This is a genomic window from Lishizhenia tianjinensis (genome assembly GCF_900116425.1).
In the GTDB taxonomy this organism is placed as follows: Bacteria; Bacteroidota; Bacteroidia; order Flavobacteriales_D; family Crocinitomicaceae; genus Lishizhenia; species Lishizhenia tianjinensis.
Map to the genome: position 1 here is coordinate 131,140 of NZ_FPAS01000004.1, position 18,927 is coordinate 150,066.

An 18,927-nucleotide genomic window follows, 5' to 3' on the forward strand; every position below is an offset into this window, starting at 1 on the left:
ACAGTGTCTTGTTCATTCAACAAGATAGGGAAACGGAAAATGTGTAGATGTTATTTATTGGTTAAAAAAGAGGCGACCGTTGTACCATTCTTTATCTATGGTTGCGCCAATTTTTTCGTAGAATTTGATTGCGGGTGTATTCCAATCGAGCACCTGCCAATCCATACGACGAACTTTGCGCTCTTTAGCAACATCTACCACTTTTTGAAAGAGTTGTTCTCCTATTCCCTTTCTGCGATGTTCTTCTGTGATGCAGATATCTTCTAAATAGATACACGCCCCATTCCAAGTAGAGTAATTGGTATAGAAAATAGCGTAAGCAATAATATCTCCTTGGTATTCTACCACAAAAGATTCGCAGACTTTGCGTTCAAAAATATCTATGGCCAGTTGTTCCGGAGTGTTGAATACGGCATCGGGTTCATTTTCGTAAACTGCCAATTCAACAATCAGGCGATGAATTCCTACTTCATCGCCTGGTTGCGCTCTTCTAATTTTATAATCCACCTAAGTTAAATCTTAATCTTAAACCTGTGCTCATGTTCCCTGTTGGGTAAGAGGTAGCTACTTTAGGATCTGTAATTGTTTGATCGTAGTAGTAAGAAACCGTAACGTTTTGTCCGAACTGGTAATCTGCAGAAGCAGAAATTTTCACCACTTTTTGTCCGGCCGTTGCTTGTGTTTCGTTCAATACTACATTTCTAATGATAGTAGAGTTATCTCTTACCGAAAGGTCGAACCTTACATTCACATCTGAAGAAGCAACACGTTTTCCTCCAAATTTCATCGGCAATTGTACATCGCTAAACTTATACCCCGAACCGATGATGATTTCGTTTCCTAAAGTTTCTGTAATTTGATTGTTGGCCAATGATAATGATGCAGATCTATCTTTGTTGATTTCGAAACGCGTCAACAATCCATTCTTACCAATTTTCCATGTGGCATCAAAACCAATCAATGGAGAGAAACTTTCCATCAAACTTACATTCTGAATTTGTTTTGCAGAGATGAAGTTGTTCTTTAAATCTCTCGTGGTTGGAGAACCGTTCACAATGTTTGCATTTAAATTGGTTTGCATACCTGTAACAGATACAGTTGAAGAGTAACCATGACGCAAAGTGAAATTACGTACATGCTTCTTCATAAATTTGTACTTTGATAATCCATTGTAGGTAACGTTCCAGTTTGGTAAAGGAATGTTCTTTATTGGATTAATGTTTTTACTGTCAATACTTCTTCCAGTGTAAGCAGTTAAGAAAGCTCCAATAACTACGTCTTGCTGTCCACCAAAGTAACCATCATAATACCCTGCTGAATCCACAGAAGAATTTGGGTTTAAGCCTCCTAACAATTGAGAAACAGCCAATCTATCCTCTCTCATTTTGTCGAAGGTATGTGAAAGCTTTCTGTTGTAGATATCATTAAAGGCCGAACCTATAGAAATCGTTGAATAAGTAAGTGTATTGGTGGTAAATCTACCCTGTGGAGAGAATACACCCATAGAATCGGCTCTGTAGAATTCTGATTGATTTTCCGTAAAGCTTCTGTTCATGGTTAAATCTATCTTAACATCTTTCAAAGGCTCTAAACTCATTCTACCAGTAATGGTTTGTGAATGGCTTATGGTATGTGGAGAGTTTAACATAGGGTTATTTACTAACCAACCGTTCGCTTCTGCTGTAGGTGCCAGTAAGAACCCGTTACTTCTTCCCCATATATCTCTTTGTTGTTTTCCTAAAAGGAAACCTGCCATAGGTGCCGAATAATTTTCTGAGAAACCTAATATTCTTGTTTCTTGATTATACCCCGGTAACAAGCTACCATCGTTTAAGGTATAGGATCCTGAGATGGTTCTCACACTCATTAATCCTCTTACTAAGAAACCAGTTACAGGGTGGAAATCTTGGTTAAATTTCTCCTGATTCTCTTCTATCCTTTCTTCCTTGCGCTTTTCTCTTTCTTGCTCACGCTCCCATTTTTTCAATTCTTTAGGAGTCATATTAGCCGTATCGGCCACTGGTGCAGCGCTCGGACGTTTTGGTCCAACCCCACCACGTATAGATCTTCTCGGTGCTCTTGAAGAACCTCCAGAATTCACCTTCTTAAATAACTCAACTTTGTTGTAAAGCGTATTTAAGTTCATTTGTGTGGTGATGTTTACGTTACGTGAGTTCTGTATCGTATTTCCAAAATCTTCTTGTCCCAATAAAGAACGTTGCCATTCGTAACCTCCCGTATACCTAACGTTGGTATTCATGAAGTCCAATACGGGTATTTGATCCAAGGGCAGTTTATAGGTGAAATCAAAATCGTGGTTGTAACGCATGGTTTTACCCAGAGTATTCATTTGCGAACGAATAGAATCTCTAAATTGCTGGTACAACTCTGGTGCCTCTTGTCTGTCTACCTGACCTTCTGGCTCGTCAAAAATAGAATTGTTGTTTGCCGTTACATTGAACTTCAAGTTTTTGGTAATATCATAACGCATGTTATACCTTCTCTGCCACGTGAAGTTTTTCAAATAGATGGGCTGGAATTCGAAAGAAGTACCCAGTGTATTTCTGATTTTTCTTTCGTTATACGAACGCATTAAATCGTTTTGGAAACCTATACTTTTTGGTCCTAAGTAGAAATGCGCATCTCTAACAACTCTCAACCAATCCGACTTATTTAAGAAACTGATATTCTTTAGTGGTTCTATCAATAAAGGAGTTCCTGAGTAAGTATAGTTTAAGCCACCTCTGTAGATATAAGTTCTATCAAATTCTGTATTAAAATCACGCAGTAATTGTTCACTTTGCGCATAAGAAAGTGCGAAGTTTTCTATATCCCAAAGGTGAACATCCTTTCCTGGTTTTCTTTCTTTTCTTACGTTGGTAAAATTGAAGGACTTGGTTAAACTATAATCTTGTCCTGTTTTAGCTCTTTCCTTACGTTCATTCACACTGTATTCACTCAGTTTAATATCTGGGTTGAAAGGATCAAACTCAGGTGTTACCACCCCTAAAGAGTAAGAGTAATAGAACGGCACAGAAATTCTTGCCTTCTTTCCAAGGAACTGCCCCAATTGAGCATTGGTAGAGAAGTCAAAAGTATACTGTGTATTACGCTGACGTTCAGATACACTTGCATCTATAGCTCCCCAGTTGGTTCCGCTGTAAGTACCTGCCACATTTACACTGGCAAAATCTGCCAATTGCATTTGAACTTGCGCCAAGGCTGCCGATCCACCCGAGCTGTTGAAATCAGACAAACGCAACTCGTTTACCCAAACTTCTGCACATTTCGCTAAACCATCATCTTGCCAAGGGTGTTTCCCATTTTGACGTGGGTTACGTATACCTATCATTAAGGTACGCATGCCTTGTAAGTTAGGGTTACCTTTTACTTTAATGCGTTTTGTTGGATCATTTGGATCTGGTACTATATATTCTACCGTCTTAGAAATTGAACTTCCCGGCAATTCTGACAGGGTATTTCTTTCCTTTTTAGCTTTCAACAAATCATCAAAAACAATTTCTATGTTGTTTGCCTCTGGCCATACTTGAATCGGTGATGCACTTTGATTAAATGCTGTAACTTTTAACGGAATTTCATACTCGTAATAGTTCTCGTCAAAGTCGGTACCCATACGTATAAAGGCAGTTAAGTCATCATCATTCAACGGTGCTTGGAACTGATCACCCTCTGCGTGAACAAACATCTTTAACTTCTCATAGTTACGCACATCAAACTCTACATTCCTGTAGGCAGCTCTGGCATCTCCATCTTCCAATTCACACACCTCTAATGTTAAAGCCTGTTCGTTTAACTGACGTTGGTAAGTTTGAGATGGATCAATTTCTCTGGTAATTCCAGGAGGAGTTACGTAAGGAATAGGCAAACGCTGATCGTGTTGCTCAATGTTTACGGCACCTATATTAAAGTTGGTAGAATTCGGGTCTACCTGTACGCCATCTCCTGGTGCATTTAAATCTTCTGTATACCTTCTCCATTCTCCTCTAATGAATTCTAATTTTGCGAACCTAAGAATAGTACGCTCATTAAAATTGGTCATGAACATACGCATGAAACGTATAGATCTGAAGTCTGTAATTCCATTGATAACATCATCCGGATTCTTTACAGGAATTCTAAACTGATACCATTTTCTTGTACGGTTTCCGTCTTGGTAAGATCTTTCATTTATAATGTAATTCTTACCTACTTGCATATCATTTTGACGCAAAGAAACTCTGTACTGGAAATACGCTTCTGACTCTCCAAGGTTGTTATCTCCGTTGATATCTTCTATGTCTGGAGTAATAGAATATAAAGTTGGGTAACCCTCGTCGTTTTGATTTGCATACATTTCTGGTGTTGGAGAATTCCCTTCATGGCCGTTGAATTTCTTATATCTCTCCAAAATATCCAATTGATCAAAATCGTAATCATCATCTCTGTGGAAGTTGTAATTATCGTTAGAGATATCGCTTAATAATTCCGTTTTTACAGCTGCTGGTAAATTAGAAGAATTGATCCAGTTCACGTAATTCGAATATGCAGAAGTTTCTTGCGCATCATTCCAACCATCTAAACCAACGTCTTGGAATTCTCTATATGCCGTGTTCTGATCAAAAGCGTTCACAATAACTTGAGAAGATGACAATCTAGACCAATTCGTAGTATCTATACTGTTCAAATTGATATCATCTGGTGTTGGTAAACCACTTTCGTAACTCTTACGTGAATCTGGTAAAATATCCTCAGAAATATTACCCAAGTTAAAGTACAAATCTCCTCCACTGTGTGGTGTGCTTGGGTCAAAGTCTTCCTGGTCTTGACAGAAAGGATCCATCATCCAGAATTGAATGTACTCTATATTCGTTTGTTCAAAATTCGTAGTGGTTAATGCACGCATGATACCTGCCCACCTTTCTTCAGGGTTAGTGAAATCACCGTTTTGGTCTACCGTATTGGTTGTATCATAATTATACATACCTCTCTCTTTCGGGTAGTAAGCCAAATTCATAACTGTTAGGTTAGGAATAGACCCAATCGGCAAATTCAAATTCGGGAATAATTGTCCTTGCGATACCACACACGTTAAATCGTTTTCTATCAATTCTGGATTTTCAACGATGTGATCTGGTGTTTGATTATCAGAACGGTAGTATAAAGGTTCTATTGTATACCAAGCCATGTGTGCTCTTCCGTATCCTGCCGCTAAATTATCTTTCAATGCCGCTTCTGGGAACAAGGCGTTTTGTCCCTGTGGTACAGAAGCCAGCTTCCATGTAGTATAATTACTCTTTAAATCTATGGTAGACTGTGAGCCTTCAAAATCATCAACATAAGAAATACCATCTCTTGTCACCGCTCTAGGAGTACCAGGAATCAAGTGTGCAGCTTCTGCTGTTACGTTAATTGTAGATTTTGCTTTGGTTGAAATTACAGGCAATAAATCCACCATTTTAGTAAGCAAAGGCACTTCTCTTCGCAAGGCTAAATCAACACCAATTACATTATTTCTAAAAGGTTCGTCTCCATAATCCACTTTTTGGGTGATGGGCTTTTCTGTCATCATCATCCATGTAGCGCCTAAGTTGAAGTCAGGGTCGAACATGTAGTTGGCATGACCTCCCATCAATGTTTTGGATTGGAAACCAAATACAGATTGACTCTCTATATCTATCTGAATCGGAGTATTCGACTCTAATACACCCGTATTCAAAATTTTAACCCTACCTAAGTTATAATCAACCGTAAAATCTTGTCCTTCTACCAAACGAATTCCTCCGGCAGTAACTGTAACTGCTCCTTCCGGAACGTTCAAGGCATTTAAAGGAATGTCTGATGATACCGAAGATTTGTACTCTCCTTTGAACAAGTATCTGTTTTTACTTGGAATCTGTTGGGCAGCAATTTGCGTACTATCGTATAATTCTTCAAAAACAACATTGTCTATAGCCACCTGCGGAATTCCCGCATTTTCCAACTCTTTTCGTATGGTTTTACCAAAAGGCTCTATGGTTGAGAAATAGATTCTACCATTACGCGTATTGATGGTACCTCCATTCACTGCCATGTTATCGGTAAAGTTGATAGGCACAAAATCGAACACCCCATCTTGTTGCGCTCTGTTGTTTTGGTTCAACCTATCCATACCTACTACATCCACTAATTGTCTGTCATCGATCTGTGGTAAGAAGTTAATCGGTAAAGAAGTTTCTGGATTGTTGTAGAAAACGTTCAACTTAAATCCATCCTGACTCACCTGGTAAGCCCCAATAGAATAAACGTTTTTCATCATCAAATCCCATAACTTGTTGTTTGGATTTGTAATTGTCGGCTTCAATAACTTCAAGATTAAGGCGTCTTGTCCTTCAACCCCATCCGTTGAAAATTCACCCACTTGATATACTCTATCCCCGTAAGTGTACTCATAAGCCACAGCTAATACCTCATCAGAATTTAAAGGAATATTTACAGAGATGTAACCCAACTGAGCATTGTAGGTAAATTCATTGTTGGTTAATTTTCTTGCATTTTCAACCTTCTCATATTCTAAGGCCTGATTAAAGGGTCCTGGAGCTGTTACTTGATTTGATAAAGTAACCACAGCATTGTTAAAAGAACGTACTGCTGAATTTCCTGAAGCCCATTCGTATAAAGCATTGGCTTCGTTATCTGGCAAAGCTTGATTTTGAGTATTTCCATACCCAGGAGAACCTTGCCAATTATCTTGTTGTCCCTCCCCTAAATCGGTAAAGGCCAAGATGTTTCTTGTATTGTCTACTGTGTTTTGACGGTTGGTTACCCAAACTTCAATACGCGTAATGTTTACGATAGAGTTAATCACAGGAACGGTAGCTAAAGCTTCGTCGTAATGATTTCTATGGTAATAGTTAAGGAAGTAGTGACGGTTAGCTTCGTAGTTATCCGCTTTCAACTCAAACTTTTTAATTTGAGCTCCACCTTCTATATTAATGGTTTGTTTTTGTCCTTTAGAAGATGCCGCAATTGCATCTACGGTTAAACGACCAAACTTCATTCTAGTTTTCACCCCGAATAAAGTTTGAGACCCTTGAATAAGCGAAGTATTCAAAGGCATGGAAACGTTACCAGCTTCTAATTTTTGAAGAATTTGATCTTCGTCTCCGGTATATTCTAATTTCGTTACGTTATCAAATTGGAACTGTGCTTCTGTATTGTAAGAAGCTCCTAATTTCATTCTATCTCCAATTTGCCCCACTAAGTTTAACTGTATACGCTGTTGGAAATCGAAACGCACTAGGGTTCTTTGGCGTTCTGGAAGAACTGGATTGTCGTAACGAGAAGCGGCCACACCCATAGATAATTCTACAGCACCTTGTGGACGTATATTGATTTCGTCCGACCCAAAAACGTTGGCGAATCCAGGACTTTCAATTTTAATAGGAATTTGAAGGGGTTGACCTTCTTGATTTTGACCTTCTACTTTTTCCTTCCAATAATCACGCATTTCCTTTTGTCGTTCATATTCGATGTATTCTTCTAAAGTCATCATAGATGGATTTCTAAAATCCAAATCACCCATTTTCTCGCGGAAGACATATTTCCCCGTAACAGGATCATATTCTATGACCAATTCTACATTTGAAGGATCTCCCAAATCAAAACTTTGTGGGTTGTTTTGAGTGGGGTCTATTGGGTTCTCTATTTCGTACTGCAACTCTATACTATCTGGATGCACTTGCGCCGTAGCAGCAGGGGATCCCAATAATAAAGTAGCAATACCAAATAAGGTATATTTTAGAAAGGTAAATCTATTTCTCACAGTTAACAATCAGCTTAAAGTATTTTTAATGAGAGCTTAATTAACTCCTCAACACTTTCCTCACCGGTCGATATTTTATCCAAGGCTTTTTCTGCCGCTTTCTTATCGAAACCTAATGAGACTAATGCAGTTAACGCTTCAAAGCGCTTCGTATTGTTCTCCACAAAAATATTATCCGAAGAAAATTCGAATTTGGCCATTTTATCTTTGAGGTCGACAATAACACGTTGAGCGGTTTTTGCGCCTATACCTTTAACACTTTTAATGGTATTTACATCTTCACTTACGATGGCCTGAGCAATATCAGAAGGCAGTAAGGAAGACAACATGATCATAGCCGTATTTGGACCTATACCTGAAACGGAAATTAGATGGTTAAACATTTCTCTTTCATCTGTAGTGGCGAAACCATACAAGATTTGAGCATCTTCTCTAACCACAAATTGAGTAAAGATTTTAATCGCTTCTTCACTTTTTATGGCTGAAAATGTATTCAATGAAATTTTCACCTCGTATCCTATCCCACCGCACTCTATTACAAGGTTGGTGGGATTCTTCTCTACTAATTTCCCGTTCAGGTGTGTAATCATAATTATTTGTTTTGGGCGTCAACAACGGCAACTTTCACCATGTTCACTATTTCTCTTACAGACGAACCAAGTTGTAAAACGTGTATAGATTTTTTCAATCCTACTAAAACAGGACCGATAGCCTCTGCTTCTGTCATTTCCTGCAACAACTTATAAGCAATGTTACCTGCAGATAAGTTCGGGAAAATAAGCGTGTTTACTTCTTTATTTGCTAAGTCTGAAAAAGAGAACTTCTCCATTTTCAATTCATTGTTCAAGGCAAAATTGGCTTGTATCTCACCATCTACTGAAAGTGTAGGGTATTTCTCGTGTATGATACGTGTAGCCTCTGCCATTTTGTTCGAATCCTTCCCCGGCGCTGAACCAAAGTTAGAGTAAGACAATAAAGCGATACGCGGGTGTACTTTCAGTTTTCGAATTGTACGTGCTACGTTATCGGTAATATCCGCAATTTCTTCTGCCGTAGGGTCAAAGTTAACGGTAGTATCTGCTAGGAAAAGAGGTCCTTTCTTAGTCATCAAAATGTACATACCTGCTACTTTGCTTACGTCTTCTTGCGTACCCACAACCTTTAAAGCTGGTTTCAACACGTCAGCATATCTACGTGTAGCTCCAGAAACCATAGCGTCTGCCTGACCACTTTCTACCATCATAGAACCAAAGTAGTTACGCTCGCGCATAATTTGAATTGCTTCAAACTCTGTATATCCTTTACGCTTTCTTTTCTCCAAGAATTTAAGACCAAATTCCTTACGTCTTTTACTCTCTTGATCTGCTTTAGGATCGATGATCTCAACTTCAGGGAAATCCATACTGTACTCATGGATCATCTCCTCTATCTTATCTTTTCGTCCTAAAAGGATAGGGAAAGCAACACCTTCTTCGTAAGCCGTTTGCGCAGCCTTTAAAATTTTGTAGTTATCTGCCTCGGCAAATACCACACGTTTTGGATTTCTTTCTGCTTTATCGGTAATGTTTCTTACCAATTTATTATCCAGACCTAAACGTTTTTTCAATTCAGATTCGTACGCATCCCAATCTTTAATTGGTTGTTTTGCTATACCTGAATCCATAGCTGCCTTTGCAACTGCAGGGGCAACGTAGTAAATTAAACGAGGGTCTAAAGGTTTTGGAATGAACTGATCTCTACCGAAAACTATGCTCTTTTCTCCGTAAGCCTCACTTACCTCATCTGGAACAGATTCTTTTGCTAATGACGCAATTGCATGAACCGCAGCCAACTTCATTTCTTCGTTGATACCTGTAGCTCTAACGTCCAAGGCTCCTCTAAAGATGAAAGGGAAACCTAACACGTTGTTCACTTGGTTAGGGTGGTCAGAACGACCAGTAGCCATGATCAAGTCTTCACGAACAGACATTGCCTCTTTGTAAGGAATTTCAGGTTCTGGGTTGGCTAAAGCAAATACGATAGGATCATTCGCCATAGATTTCACCATATCTTTTGATACAACTCCACCTCTTGATAAACCTAAGAATACATCTGCACCCTTCATGGCTTCAGCAAGTGTAAGGTCAAAATCATGCACCGCAAAATGCGCTTTATTCCCTGTCAACCCTTCACGTTTTTTAGACAACAAACCTTTGCTATCGAACATGAGAATATTGTTAATATCTGCTCCTAGAGAACAGTATAACTTTGCACAAGACATTGCAGAGGCACCCGCTCCAGAAATAACAATTTTTACTTTGTCAATTTCTTTTCCAGCTAATTCCAATGCATTCAACAAAGCAGCACTAGAAATAATTGCTGTACCGTGCTGATCATCGTGCATGATAGGAATATCTAATTCCTCTTTTAATCTTCTTTCTATTTCAAAAGCTTCAGGAGCCTTGATATCTTCTAAGTTAATTCCTCCAAAGGTTGGGGCAATCGCTTTAACTGTTTGGATGAATTTTTCAGGATCAGTTTCGTCTACCTCGATGTCAAATACGTCTATATCTGCAAAGATTTTAAAAAGTAAACCTTTTCCTTCCATTACAGGCTTTGAAGCTTCAGGACCTATATCTCCCAAACCTAAAACTGCAGTACCGTTAGAGATAACGGCAACAAGGTTACCCTTGCTTGTATATTTATAGGCGTCTTCTTTATTTTCTGCTATTCTCAAACAAGGTTCTGCAACCCCTGGAGAGTACGCTAATGATAAATCGCGTTGTGATGAATATGGTTTAGTTGGAATCACCTCTATCTTCCCTGGCTTCCCCATTGAATGATAGTCTAATGCATCTTGTTTTTTTATCTTAGCCATGTGTAATTTTCTTTCTAATGTAAGCGCCTAAAATTAACAAAATAGCTGAGAGATTACCAGTACTGCAGCAGGTATCTTTAATTTAAACATATTCAAGCCCCTAGGTTATTTTTCTTTTTTCAAAAGTTGCTTTCCCCTGCATCAAATGAAAGTTCTTACCTTTAAGTCGGAAAGCATACACCATGACACAAACAACTCTTCAACAAGCAAATGAAATATTGCGTGGATTTATTTCAAATTTCCACCTTCTTAGTGAACAAGAAATTCAATTGATAATAGATAATGCTAAGCTCAAGCAGTATAAAAAAGGAGAATTTTTATTAAAAGAAGGTCAGGTTTCGCAAAACTGTTTTTTTGTTTTAGAAGGAGTGATACGCGAATTCCACCTGCAAGATGGGGAAGAAAAAACTACTGCTTTTTATCTTGAACAAGAATCCGTCAATGCTTTTTCTAGCGCTTTAGACCAAACTCCTGCTCAACAAAACCTTATTGCCGCAGAAGACACGTGGGTTACGGTAGGGAGTCAAAGTTTAGAACTTGCCATGTGTCAGCAAATACCCCGACTCGAACACATCATTCGAAAAGAGGTTGAAAAAAACACAGGTATACTCCAGCGAGATTTTGCCAAATTCATAGCTTCTAGTCCGGCGCAACGCTACCAAAACTTACTTGATAGTAAACCCCAACTTTTTCAACGTGTTCCCCAACATCAAATCGCAAGTTACCTGGGCATAACTCCAGAGTCTTTGAGCAGGTTAAGAAAAAGGCTTTTAACCCAAGAAGAAAAATAAAGATTATGAGACACCTTGTAGTATTAAGTGGTGCTGGAATGAGCGCGGAAAGTGGCTTGGGAACATTTAGAGATTCCGGTGGATTATGGGAGAAATATAAAATTGAAGAGGTTGCCACCCCTGAGGCTTGGGCAAAAAACCCAGCGTTGGTAACAGACTTCTACAACATGCGCCGCAAACAATGTATAGAAAGCAGCCCTAACCAAGGTCACCACATTTTAGCAGAGCTAGAAAATGAGTTTGATGTAAGTATCATTACCCAAAATATAGACAACCTTCACGAAAGAGCTGGAAGTTCAAATGTGCTTCATTTACACGGTGAAATCATGAAAGTTAAAAGTAGTGGTCCAAAACAAGAAGAAGCCTATTACGACTGGCACAAATCCGAAGTGAGCAACACAGATCTTTGTCCAGACGGCTACCCTTTACGACCTCATGTTGTATGGTTTGGTGAAGCAGTTCCTGCATTAGATCAAGCCGCAGAAATTGTGAGTAGAGCCGATTTATTTTTAGTGGTTGGAACTTCTCTACAAGTATATCCCGCAGCAGGTCTAATCCATTACAACCCGCTGGGAACACCAAGTTTCATAATAGACCCACACGCTGATGAATTCAGTCTTTCCGAATTTAAAAACATAGCCAAACCTGTTACAGAAGGCATGGCTATTTTCAAAGAAATAATTAAGAATTATTGAGCGTCTATCATACCCTTATCTTGCTGGCGTTTAGCATATTTAAAGTGTTGAATAGTTGCAATGATAGCACCTGTTACTACGCCCATAATTAATGCGCCAACAACACTCTGCACCATATAATTTTCCAAATTAAAATAAGCCTCCGCTTCTTCAATTGTATTGTAATACCCCATTTCCACCGAAAGCGGAATTACGTTCTTAAAATAATCAGGTGTAATGTAAACGGATGTTAGGTATTGTGAGAAGGGAGATAAAATAGCCACAACAACAGAGATTTTAACCGCAGTTAAAAAGGCCTGTTTGAAGTTTACACTTCCATTATAAGCTTTCATTCGTTTTTCTTTCATCGCCAAAACGAATACGAGTATGGCTGGGATAGCAAACAGATTCGTAAGCCACATGTGCTTATCCAAATGCTCATCATGCCAACCTAATGCTTTTTCCATAACCATCCAAAGCAGGGCAACAAGGGTAAAGATTACACCCCACTTCATTTCTAAATTCCAAGTTTTCATAGTAGTAGTTGTTTCCGGAAATTTAAAAATTAAATTCAACATACAAATCAATAGAGAAAAATTCAAATGTTCTTTACCCACCCCTTAAGTTCCAGTTACAAAAAAAGCCGCAACAAAACTGCTGCGGCCTTCCTTATACTTTGTAAGAACTATAAAGTTCCTCTGTTTGCTTGTTCTCTTTCGATAGATTCGAATAAAGCTTTGAAGTTTCCAGCTCCAAATCCACGTGCACCCATTCTTTGGATGATCTCGAAGAATAAAGTTGGTCTATCCTCTACTGGCTTCGTAAAGATTTGTAACAAGTACCCTTCTTCATCCGCATCTACCATGATAGATAATTCTTGCAACTTAGAAATATCTTCTTTCATCATATCTCTGTGCTCACCTAAACGCTCAGGAATCATGTCGTAGTACGCTTGTGGGGGTGGTGGTAAAAATTCAACACCACGTGCCTTTAACTGACTCACTGTTTCAATGATATCATCTGTAGCTACAGCGATGTGCTGAACTCCAGCTCCTTCGTAGAAATCTAAATACTCTTCAATTTGAGATTTTTTAGCTGCTTTCGCTGGCTCATTGATAGGGAATTTAATTCTACCGTTACCGTTAGACATTACCTTACTCATCAATGCAGAGTATTCCGTGTGAATTTGCTTATCATCAAAAGATAAGAAGTTTTCAAACCCCATTACATCTTCGTACCATTTTACCCAAACATTCATTTGGTTCCAACCTACGTTTCCTACCATGTGGTCGATGTACTTTAATCCAACTGGTGTTGGGTTGTAGTCTGACTTCCACTCTCTGAAACCTGGTAAAAATGTTCCGTTGTAGTTTTTACGCTCAACAAACATGTGAACCGTTTCTCCGTAGGTGTAAATACCCGCTCTTACAACTTCACCGTGCTCATCTGTTTCAACAACAGGCTCCATGTAAGACTTGGCTCCACGACTTGTAGTTTCTTCGTACGCTTTTCTTGCATCCTCTACCCATAGAGCAACTACCTTAACTCCGTCACCGTGTTTTACGATGTGGTCGTTAATTGGTGACTTACTGTTCAATGGAGTAGTTAATACCAATCTAATTTTATCTTGAACCAACACATAACTTACTTCATCCTTAGAACCTGTTTCTAAACCTTTGTAAGCTAATGATTGGAAACCAAATGCTGTTTTGTAAAAATGTGCAGCTTGTTTTGCGTTCCCCACGTAAAACTCAACGTAATCTGTTCCTAATAAAGGAAGAAAATCTTGAGCTCCTTCAAATATCTTTTCTAAACCGTAGTCTACCGACTTCACTTCTTTTTTACTCATAATCTTAAATATCTTTTGTTCTATTACAGAACCTTTAAATCAATAATTTTTTCTTTAGTCCATCCAGCTGTACGCGTACTCTGAATCTGACATATCTAATGCAGCTTGCGTTAATTTCAGCGGTCTAAAAGTATCCACCATAACCGCTAACTCTAAGGTTTCTTTTTGCCCTATACTCGCCTCCATTGTTCCCGGGTGTGGTCCGTGTGGAATTCCACCAGGGTGTAACGACATAAATCCTTTTTCCACGTGCTTTCTACTCATGAAATCACCGTCTACGTAATACAACACCTCATCAGAGTCTATATTACTGTGGTTATAAGGAGCAGGAATTGCTTGTGGGTGGTAATCGTATAACCTAGGCACGAAAGAACAGATCACAAAATTGTGAGCTTCGAAGGTTTGGTGTACGGGAGGTGGCTGGTGTACACGTCCTGTAATTGGTTCAAAATCTTTAATATTGAAAATGTAAGGGAAGTTGTATCCATCCCAACCAACAACGTCAAATGGATGCGAACCATACGTTAAATGGTGCAATACATTCTCCTTCTTAATTTTGATTAAGAAATCACCTAACTCATCATGCGTTTCTAACACCTCAGGTCTTCTTAAATCACGCTCACAAAACGGAGAGTGCTCTAACAATTGTCCAAAGTTATTTCTGTAACGCTTTGGAGTAACAATTGGAGAAAAAGACTCCACGATGAACAATCTGTTGTTCTCTGTATTGAAATCGATTTGGTAAATCATTCCACGTGGAATAACAATGTAATCTCCGTAAGAGAAATCCAAGTTACCACACATAGTTCTTAAAGTACCTGTACCTTCGTGAATGAAAATTACCTCATCTGCATCTGCATTCTTGTAGAAGTAATCTCTCAACGATTTTTTAGGAGCTGCAACTGCGATGTTCAAATCATTATTAAACATCACAATCTCTCTACTCTCCAAGAAATCATCTTTAGGAGCTACGTTGTATCCTTTAAGCATGTGAGATTTGATATTCTTATCTACCGCTGCTATAGGAGTCATGTCTATTGTCTCTCCCACTTTCTTAACCATAGTAGGTCTGTGAACGTGGTACAATAAACTAGACATACCGTGGAAACCTTCTGTACCGAACAATTGTTCTTGGTACAATCCACCATCCTCTTTCTTAAAGGTTGTATGTCTTTTGTGAGGAATCTTCCCCAACTTATGATAAAAGGGCATATTCTTTTTTTTAAAAATTAAATAATCGGGATTTAGTTGGTTGTAGAAACCATCATTCTGGATTGCGCTTCAGGAGAAGCTTCGCTTTAATTTTTAAGTAATCCCAACTCATTTACCTACGAAATTTTCGAGTTTTACAAATATAGAGAATTGCATTCTCTTTTCTAAATCCATTGTCTTATTTTTGCCACATCAAATTAATAGGTTAAGATTTAAATGAAGAAGGTACTTGTTATAGGAGCATCAGGTCAGATAGGAACAGAATTAGTTCTTGAGTTGAGAAATAGATTTGGTACAGACGCAGTTATTGCATCTGACGTAAAACCAGATTGTCCGGAATTATTAAAAGATGGTCAATACGCTCAAATCGATGTATTAGATAGAGAGAAGGTTTGGAACTTTGTAGAAGAAAATAAAGTAACAGAAATCTATTTACTCGCAGCGTTGTTATCTGCTACTGCAGAGAAACACCCTGACTTTGCTTGGAAGTTAAACATGGAAGGATTGTTTAACATCCTAGACTTAGCCAAAGAGAAGAAAATCGAGAAGATATTCTGGCCAAGTTCTATCGCTGTATTTGGTCCTACAACACCAGCAGATCAAACCCCACAAACTACCATAATGGAACCTACAACGGTTTATGGTATCTCTAAACAAGCGGGTGAGAGATGGTGTGAGTACTACAACAAAATTTATGGCGTAGATGTAAGATCTATTCGCTACCCTGGATTAATTTCCTACACCTCTTTACCAGGTGGTGGAACAACAGATTACGCGGTAGACATTTTCTACAATGCTAGAAAGAGAAACACCTACACTTCTTTCCTTTCTGAAGACACAGCACTACCTATGATGTACATGGAAGATGCCATTCGTGCAACCGTAGAATTGATGGAAGCTCCTGAAGAAAATATCAAAATTAGAAGCTCTTACAATTTGGCTGGAATTTCATTTACACCGGCAGACTTGGCAACTTCTATTCAAAAGCATCAACCAGACTTCACGATAAATTACGCGCCTGACTTTAGACAAAAGATAGCAGACACTTGGCCGAATTCTATAGACGACAGTGCAGCAAAAACTGATTGGGGTTGGCAAGAAAAATACGACATCGACAAAATGGTTAAAGTAATGTTGGAAAATGTTAATCCAGATTGGATAGACTAAACTTCTGAATTACACTTCAAAAAATTAATGCCGTTTATCTTCATTTTTTATTGCGAGATAAACGGCATTTCTATATATTTAACGGTCTAAAATTCTCACATGTATTACTACTCGTTAATAAGAATATGCATGCTACTGTTAATCAGTACAACTGCATTTTCTAACGAGCCTGAATACAACAAGCCTCATTTTATTAGTAAGGACACCCTTAACCAAGTGGATGACAATGGAAAAAAACATGGCTATTGGATCGTCTATGGAAAAGATGTGGATACAAGTTTGCATTTTCCCTTGGAGGGAAAAGTGAGGGAAGGGAATTTTTCTCACGGAAGGAAAGAGGGAATTTGGACCTTTTACTACAACGACGGCGTTACTCCCAAACTAAAAGGAAACTACATCAACAACCGTCCAGAAGGAAAGTTTACTAAATACTGGCCCAACGGTTTCGTTAAAGAAGAGGGTGTTTTTCGCAATCAAAAGTACCAAGACTCCTTAAAAAGATTTAACAAAGAAGGCATACTTATTTATTCCGCAAATTTCAACAGCAGTGGCAATGAAGAGGGTAACATTTCTTATTTCTATGACGATGGAACTCCTCAATTCATCTACAAAGCAAACAACGGAAGACCTGTGGGGGAAGCCAAACGTTACTACCCTAATGGTGACGTAAAAGAAATCATTAAATACAGTGAAAGTGGTGAACTCATCAGTTCTACTAAAAAAGAAATGACCTCTCCTGAAAAACAAGTAAAAGAAGAGGTGAATGCTAAAAAGCCACCGGTTGTAAAAGATAAAACCAAACTGTTAATGAACGGGTACAATAAGGTATACAACGACAATCATGAACTTTGGCAAGATGGCGAGTTTAAAGACGGACTCTTGTGGAACGGAAAAGTTTACATCTACGACGCTGACGGTTTACTATTAAAAGTGGAAGTTTTTAAAGAGGGCAGATATCATTCAGACGGTCAGCTCTAATCCATCATCTTTTATATATCGGCTTAAAATTATGCCCGAAATTATTGTATTTTCGTGGCTAAATTGGTTGTGAGTTATTCAACTCATCTATAGTTTTATTGAAGAATTTATGGAAGCACAGAATAGGAACTTATCTATTTACAATAGTTTATCAGGTGAAAAAGAGGTGTTTACACCCATACATGGAAATTTCGTAGGATTATACGTTTGTGGTCCTACCGTATACAGCAATGTTCACTTAGGTAACTGTCGTACTTTCATCAATTTCGATTTAGTCTATAGATATTTGATGCATTTAGGTTACAAAGTTCGTTATGTAAGAAATATTACAGACGCAGGTCACTTAGAAGACGATGCAGACCAAGGAGAAGATAAGATTGCTAAAAAAGCCAAGTTACAACAGCTTGAGCCTATGGAAATTGTACAACAATACACGGTTGACTTCCATGATACCTTAGCAGCTTTTAACAACTTACCTCCAAACATAGAACCCACAGCAACAGGTCATATAATAGAACAGATCGAAATGATACAAGAAATCATTGCGAAAGGTTTGGCCTATGAGGTTAATGGTTCTGTTTACTTTGATGTTGAGAAATACAATGCTTCTGAAAACTACGGAGAACTTTCTGGTAGAAAAATAGAAGACCTTATATCAGGAACTCGTGAGCTGGATGGACAAAGTGAAAAACGTTCACCCTTAGATTTTGCACTATGGAAAAATGCAGCTCCAGAACATATTATGAAATGGCCTTCACCTTGGGGAATTGGTTTCCCAGGATGGCACTTAGAATGTTCTGCTATGAGTACCAAATACCTTGGAGAGGAGTTTGACATACACGGTGGTGGAATGGATTTGAAATTCCCGCACCATGAATGTGAAATCGCTCAAGGTCATGCGGCAACCGGTAAAAAACCAGTTAAATACTGGATGCACGCAAACATGTTAACTTTAAACGGAAAGAAAATGAGCAAGTCTACAGGAAACAACCTGTTACCTGGCGAACTCTTTTCTGGTAATAACGATTTGTTAGAAAAAGCCTTCGACCCTATGGTGGTTCGTTTCTTCATCATGCAAGCCCATTACCGCTCTACGCTTGATTTTACTTCAGAGGCTTTAACCGCAGCTGAAAAAGGATTTAAGCGATTAATGGAGGCCGTTCAAAGCCTGTCAAAATTGAAAACATCTGCAAGTACAAGCACACCGATTACACCCTTAATCAATAGCTTTTACGAGGCCATGAACGATGATTTCAACGCGCCTATTCTTGTAGCTAAACTTTTTGATGCAGTAAAATTGATAAATGCCATTAATGATGGTAAAGCAAGTATTACTCAAGAAGATTTGACTATCTTAAGCAAGGAAATTAATGCTTTCGTTTTTGACATCCTTGGTTTAAAAACCATTAACGATAACGATGACAGCTCTTTAAGCAAAGTAATGGAATTGGTTATTGATATGAGACAGACAGCTAGGGAAAACAAAGACTGGACTACATCCGACAAAATTAGAGATTTCTTAGCGGAAGCTGGAATTCAAATTAAAGACAGCAAAGAAGGAACAAACTGGACTAAAATCTAGTATTTCTCTTTCCTGT

General features: G+C 38.5%; 12 protein-coding genes. 5 read left to right on the forward strand and 7 right to left on the reverse strand.

Annotation, left to right across the window (positions count from 1 at the left end; all coding sequences use genetic code 11):
• Positions 1 to 54 precede the first annotated feature (54 nt).
• The 4 genes from BM327_RS12155 to BM327_RS12170 are packed head-to-tail and all read right to left on the reverse strand — an operon-like array spanning position 55 to position 10,658.
• Positions 55 to 507: a GNAT family N-acetyltransferase gene (locus BM327_RS12155; RefSeq protein WP_244526226.1), complete on the reverse strand. Its 453-nt coding sequence runs from the start codon at positions 505 to 507 to the stop codon at positions 55 to 57.
• Complete coding sequence (gene sov, locus BM327_RS12160; RefSeq protein WP_170853755.1) at positions 497 to 7,801, reverse strand: T9SS outer membrane translocon Sov/SprA; 7,305 nt, start codon at positions 7,799 to 7,801, stop codon at positions 497 to 499. Before sov ends, BM327_RS12155 begins: the two co-directional genes overlap by 11 nt.
• Positions 7,802 to 7,815: 14 nt before the next feature.
• Complete coding sequence (gene ruvA, locus BM327_RS12165; protein ID WP_090250459.1) at positions 7,816 to 8,391, reverse strand: Holliday junction branch migration protein RuvA; 576 nt, start codon at positions 8,389 to 8,391, stop codon at positions 7,816 to 7,818.
• A gap of 2 nt (positions 8,392 to 8,393) precedes the next feature.
• Positions 8,394 to 10,658: an NADP-dependent malic enzyme gene (locus BM327_RS12170; protein WP_090250463.1), complete on the reverse strand. Its 2,265-nt coding sequence runs from the start codon at positions 10,656 to 10,658 to the stop codon at positions 8,394 to 8,396.
• A gap of 182 nt (positions 10,659 to 10,840) precedes the next feature.
• On the opposite strand from BM327_RS12170, the gene BM327_RS12175 reads away from it, so the two are divergent.
• Positions 10,841 to 11,449, forward strand: coding sequence for a Crp/Fnr family transcriptional regulator (locus BM327_RS12175; protein WP_090250467.1), 609 nt, complete (start codon positions 10,841 to 10,843; stop codon positions 11,447 to 11,449).
• A gap of 5 nt (positions 11,450 to 11,454) precedes the next feature.
• Entirely contained in the window at positions 11,455 to 12,144 is a 690-nt protein-coding gene (locus BM327_RS12180; RefSeq protein WP_090250472.1) for an SIR2 family NAD-dependent protein deacylase, read from the forward strand.
• On the opposite strand, the gene BM327_RS12185 is transcribed toward BM327_RS12180, so the two are convergent.
• From BM327_RS12185 to BM327_RS12195, 3 genes are all read right to left on the reverse strand, one after another.
• Positions 12,138 to 12,659 (reverse strand): DUF4199 domain-containing protein, encoded by a 522-nt coding sequence (locus BM327_RS12185; RefSeq protein WP_090250978.1) that lies wholly within the window; start codon positions 12,657 to 12,659, stop codon positions 12,138 to 12,140. The genes BM327_RS12180 and BM327_RS12185 overlap by 7 nt on opposite strands.
• A gap of 149 nt (positions 12,660 to 12,808) precedes the next feature.
• Positions 12,809 to 13,972 carry a 4-hydroxyphenylpyruvate dioxygenase gene (gene hppD / locus BM327_RS12190; protein WP_090250476.1) on the reverse strand — a complete coding sequence of 388 codons (1,164 nt, stop codon included), beginning with the start codon at positions 13,970 to 13,972 and terminating at the stop codon, positions 12,809 to 12,811.
• A 54-nt stretch (positions 13,973 to 14,026) separates the two neighbouring features.
• Entirely contained in the window at positions 14,027 to 15,184 is a 1,158-nt protein-coding gene (locus tag BM327_RS12195) for a homogentisate 1,2-dioxygenase (RefSeq protein WP_090250480.1), read from the reverse strand.
• 216 nt (positions 15,185 to 15,400) lie between these two features.
• On the opposite strand from BM327_RS12195, the gene BM327_RS12200 reads away from it, so the two are divergent.
• The 3 genes from BM327_RS12200 to cysS all read left to right on the forward strand — a co-directional run bounded on the left by BM327_RS12200 (position 15,401) and on the right by cysS (position 18,911).
• Positions 15,401 to 16,351, forward strand: a complete 951-nt coding sequence (locus BM327_RS12200) for an NAD-dependent epimerase/dehydratase family protein (RefSeq protein ID WP_090250484.1) — start codon at positions 15,401 to 15,403, stop codon at positions 16,349 to 16,351.
• 129 nt (positions 16,352 to 16,480) lie between these two features.
• Positions 16,481 to 17,329, forward strand: a complete 849-nt coding sequence (locus BM327_RS12205; protein WP_090250488.1) for a toxin-antitoxin system YwqK family antitoxin — start codon at positions 16,481 to 16,483, stop codon at positions 17,327 to 17,329.
• Positions 17,330 to 17,438: 109 nt separating this feature from the next.
• Complete coding sequence (cysS, locus tag BM327_RS12210) at positions 17,439 to 18,911, forward strand: cysteine--tRNA ligase (protein WP_090250492.1); 1,473 nt, start codon at positions 17,439 to 17,441, stop codon at positions 18,909 to 18,911.
• Positions 18,912 to 18,927 lie beyond the last annotated feature (16 nt).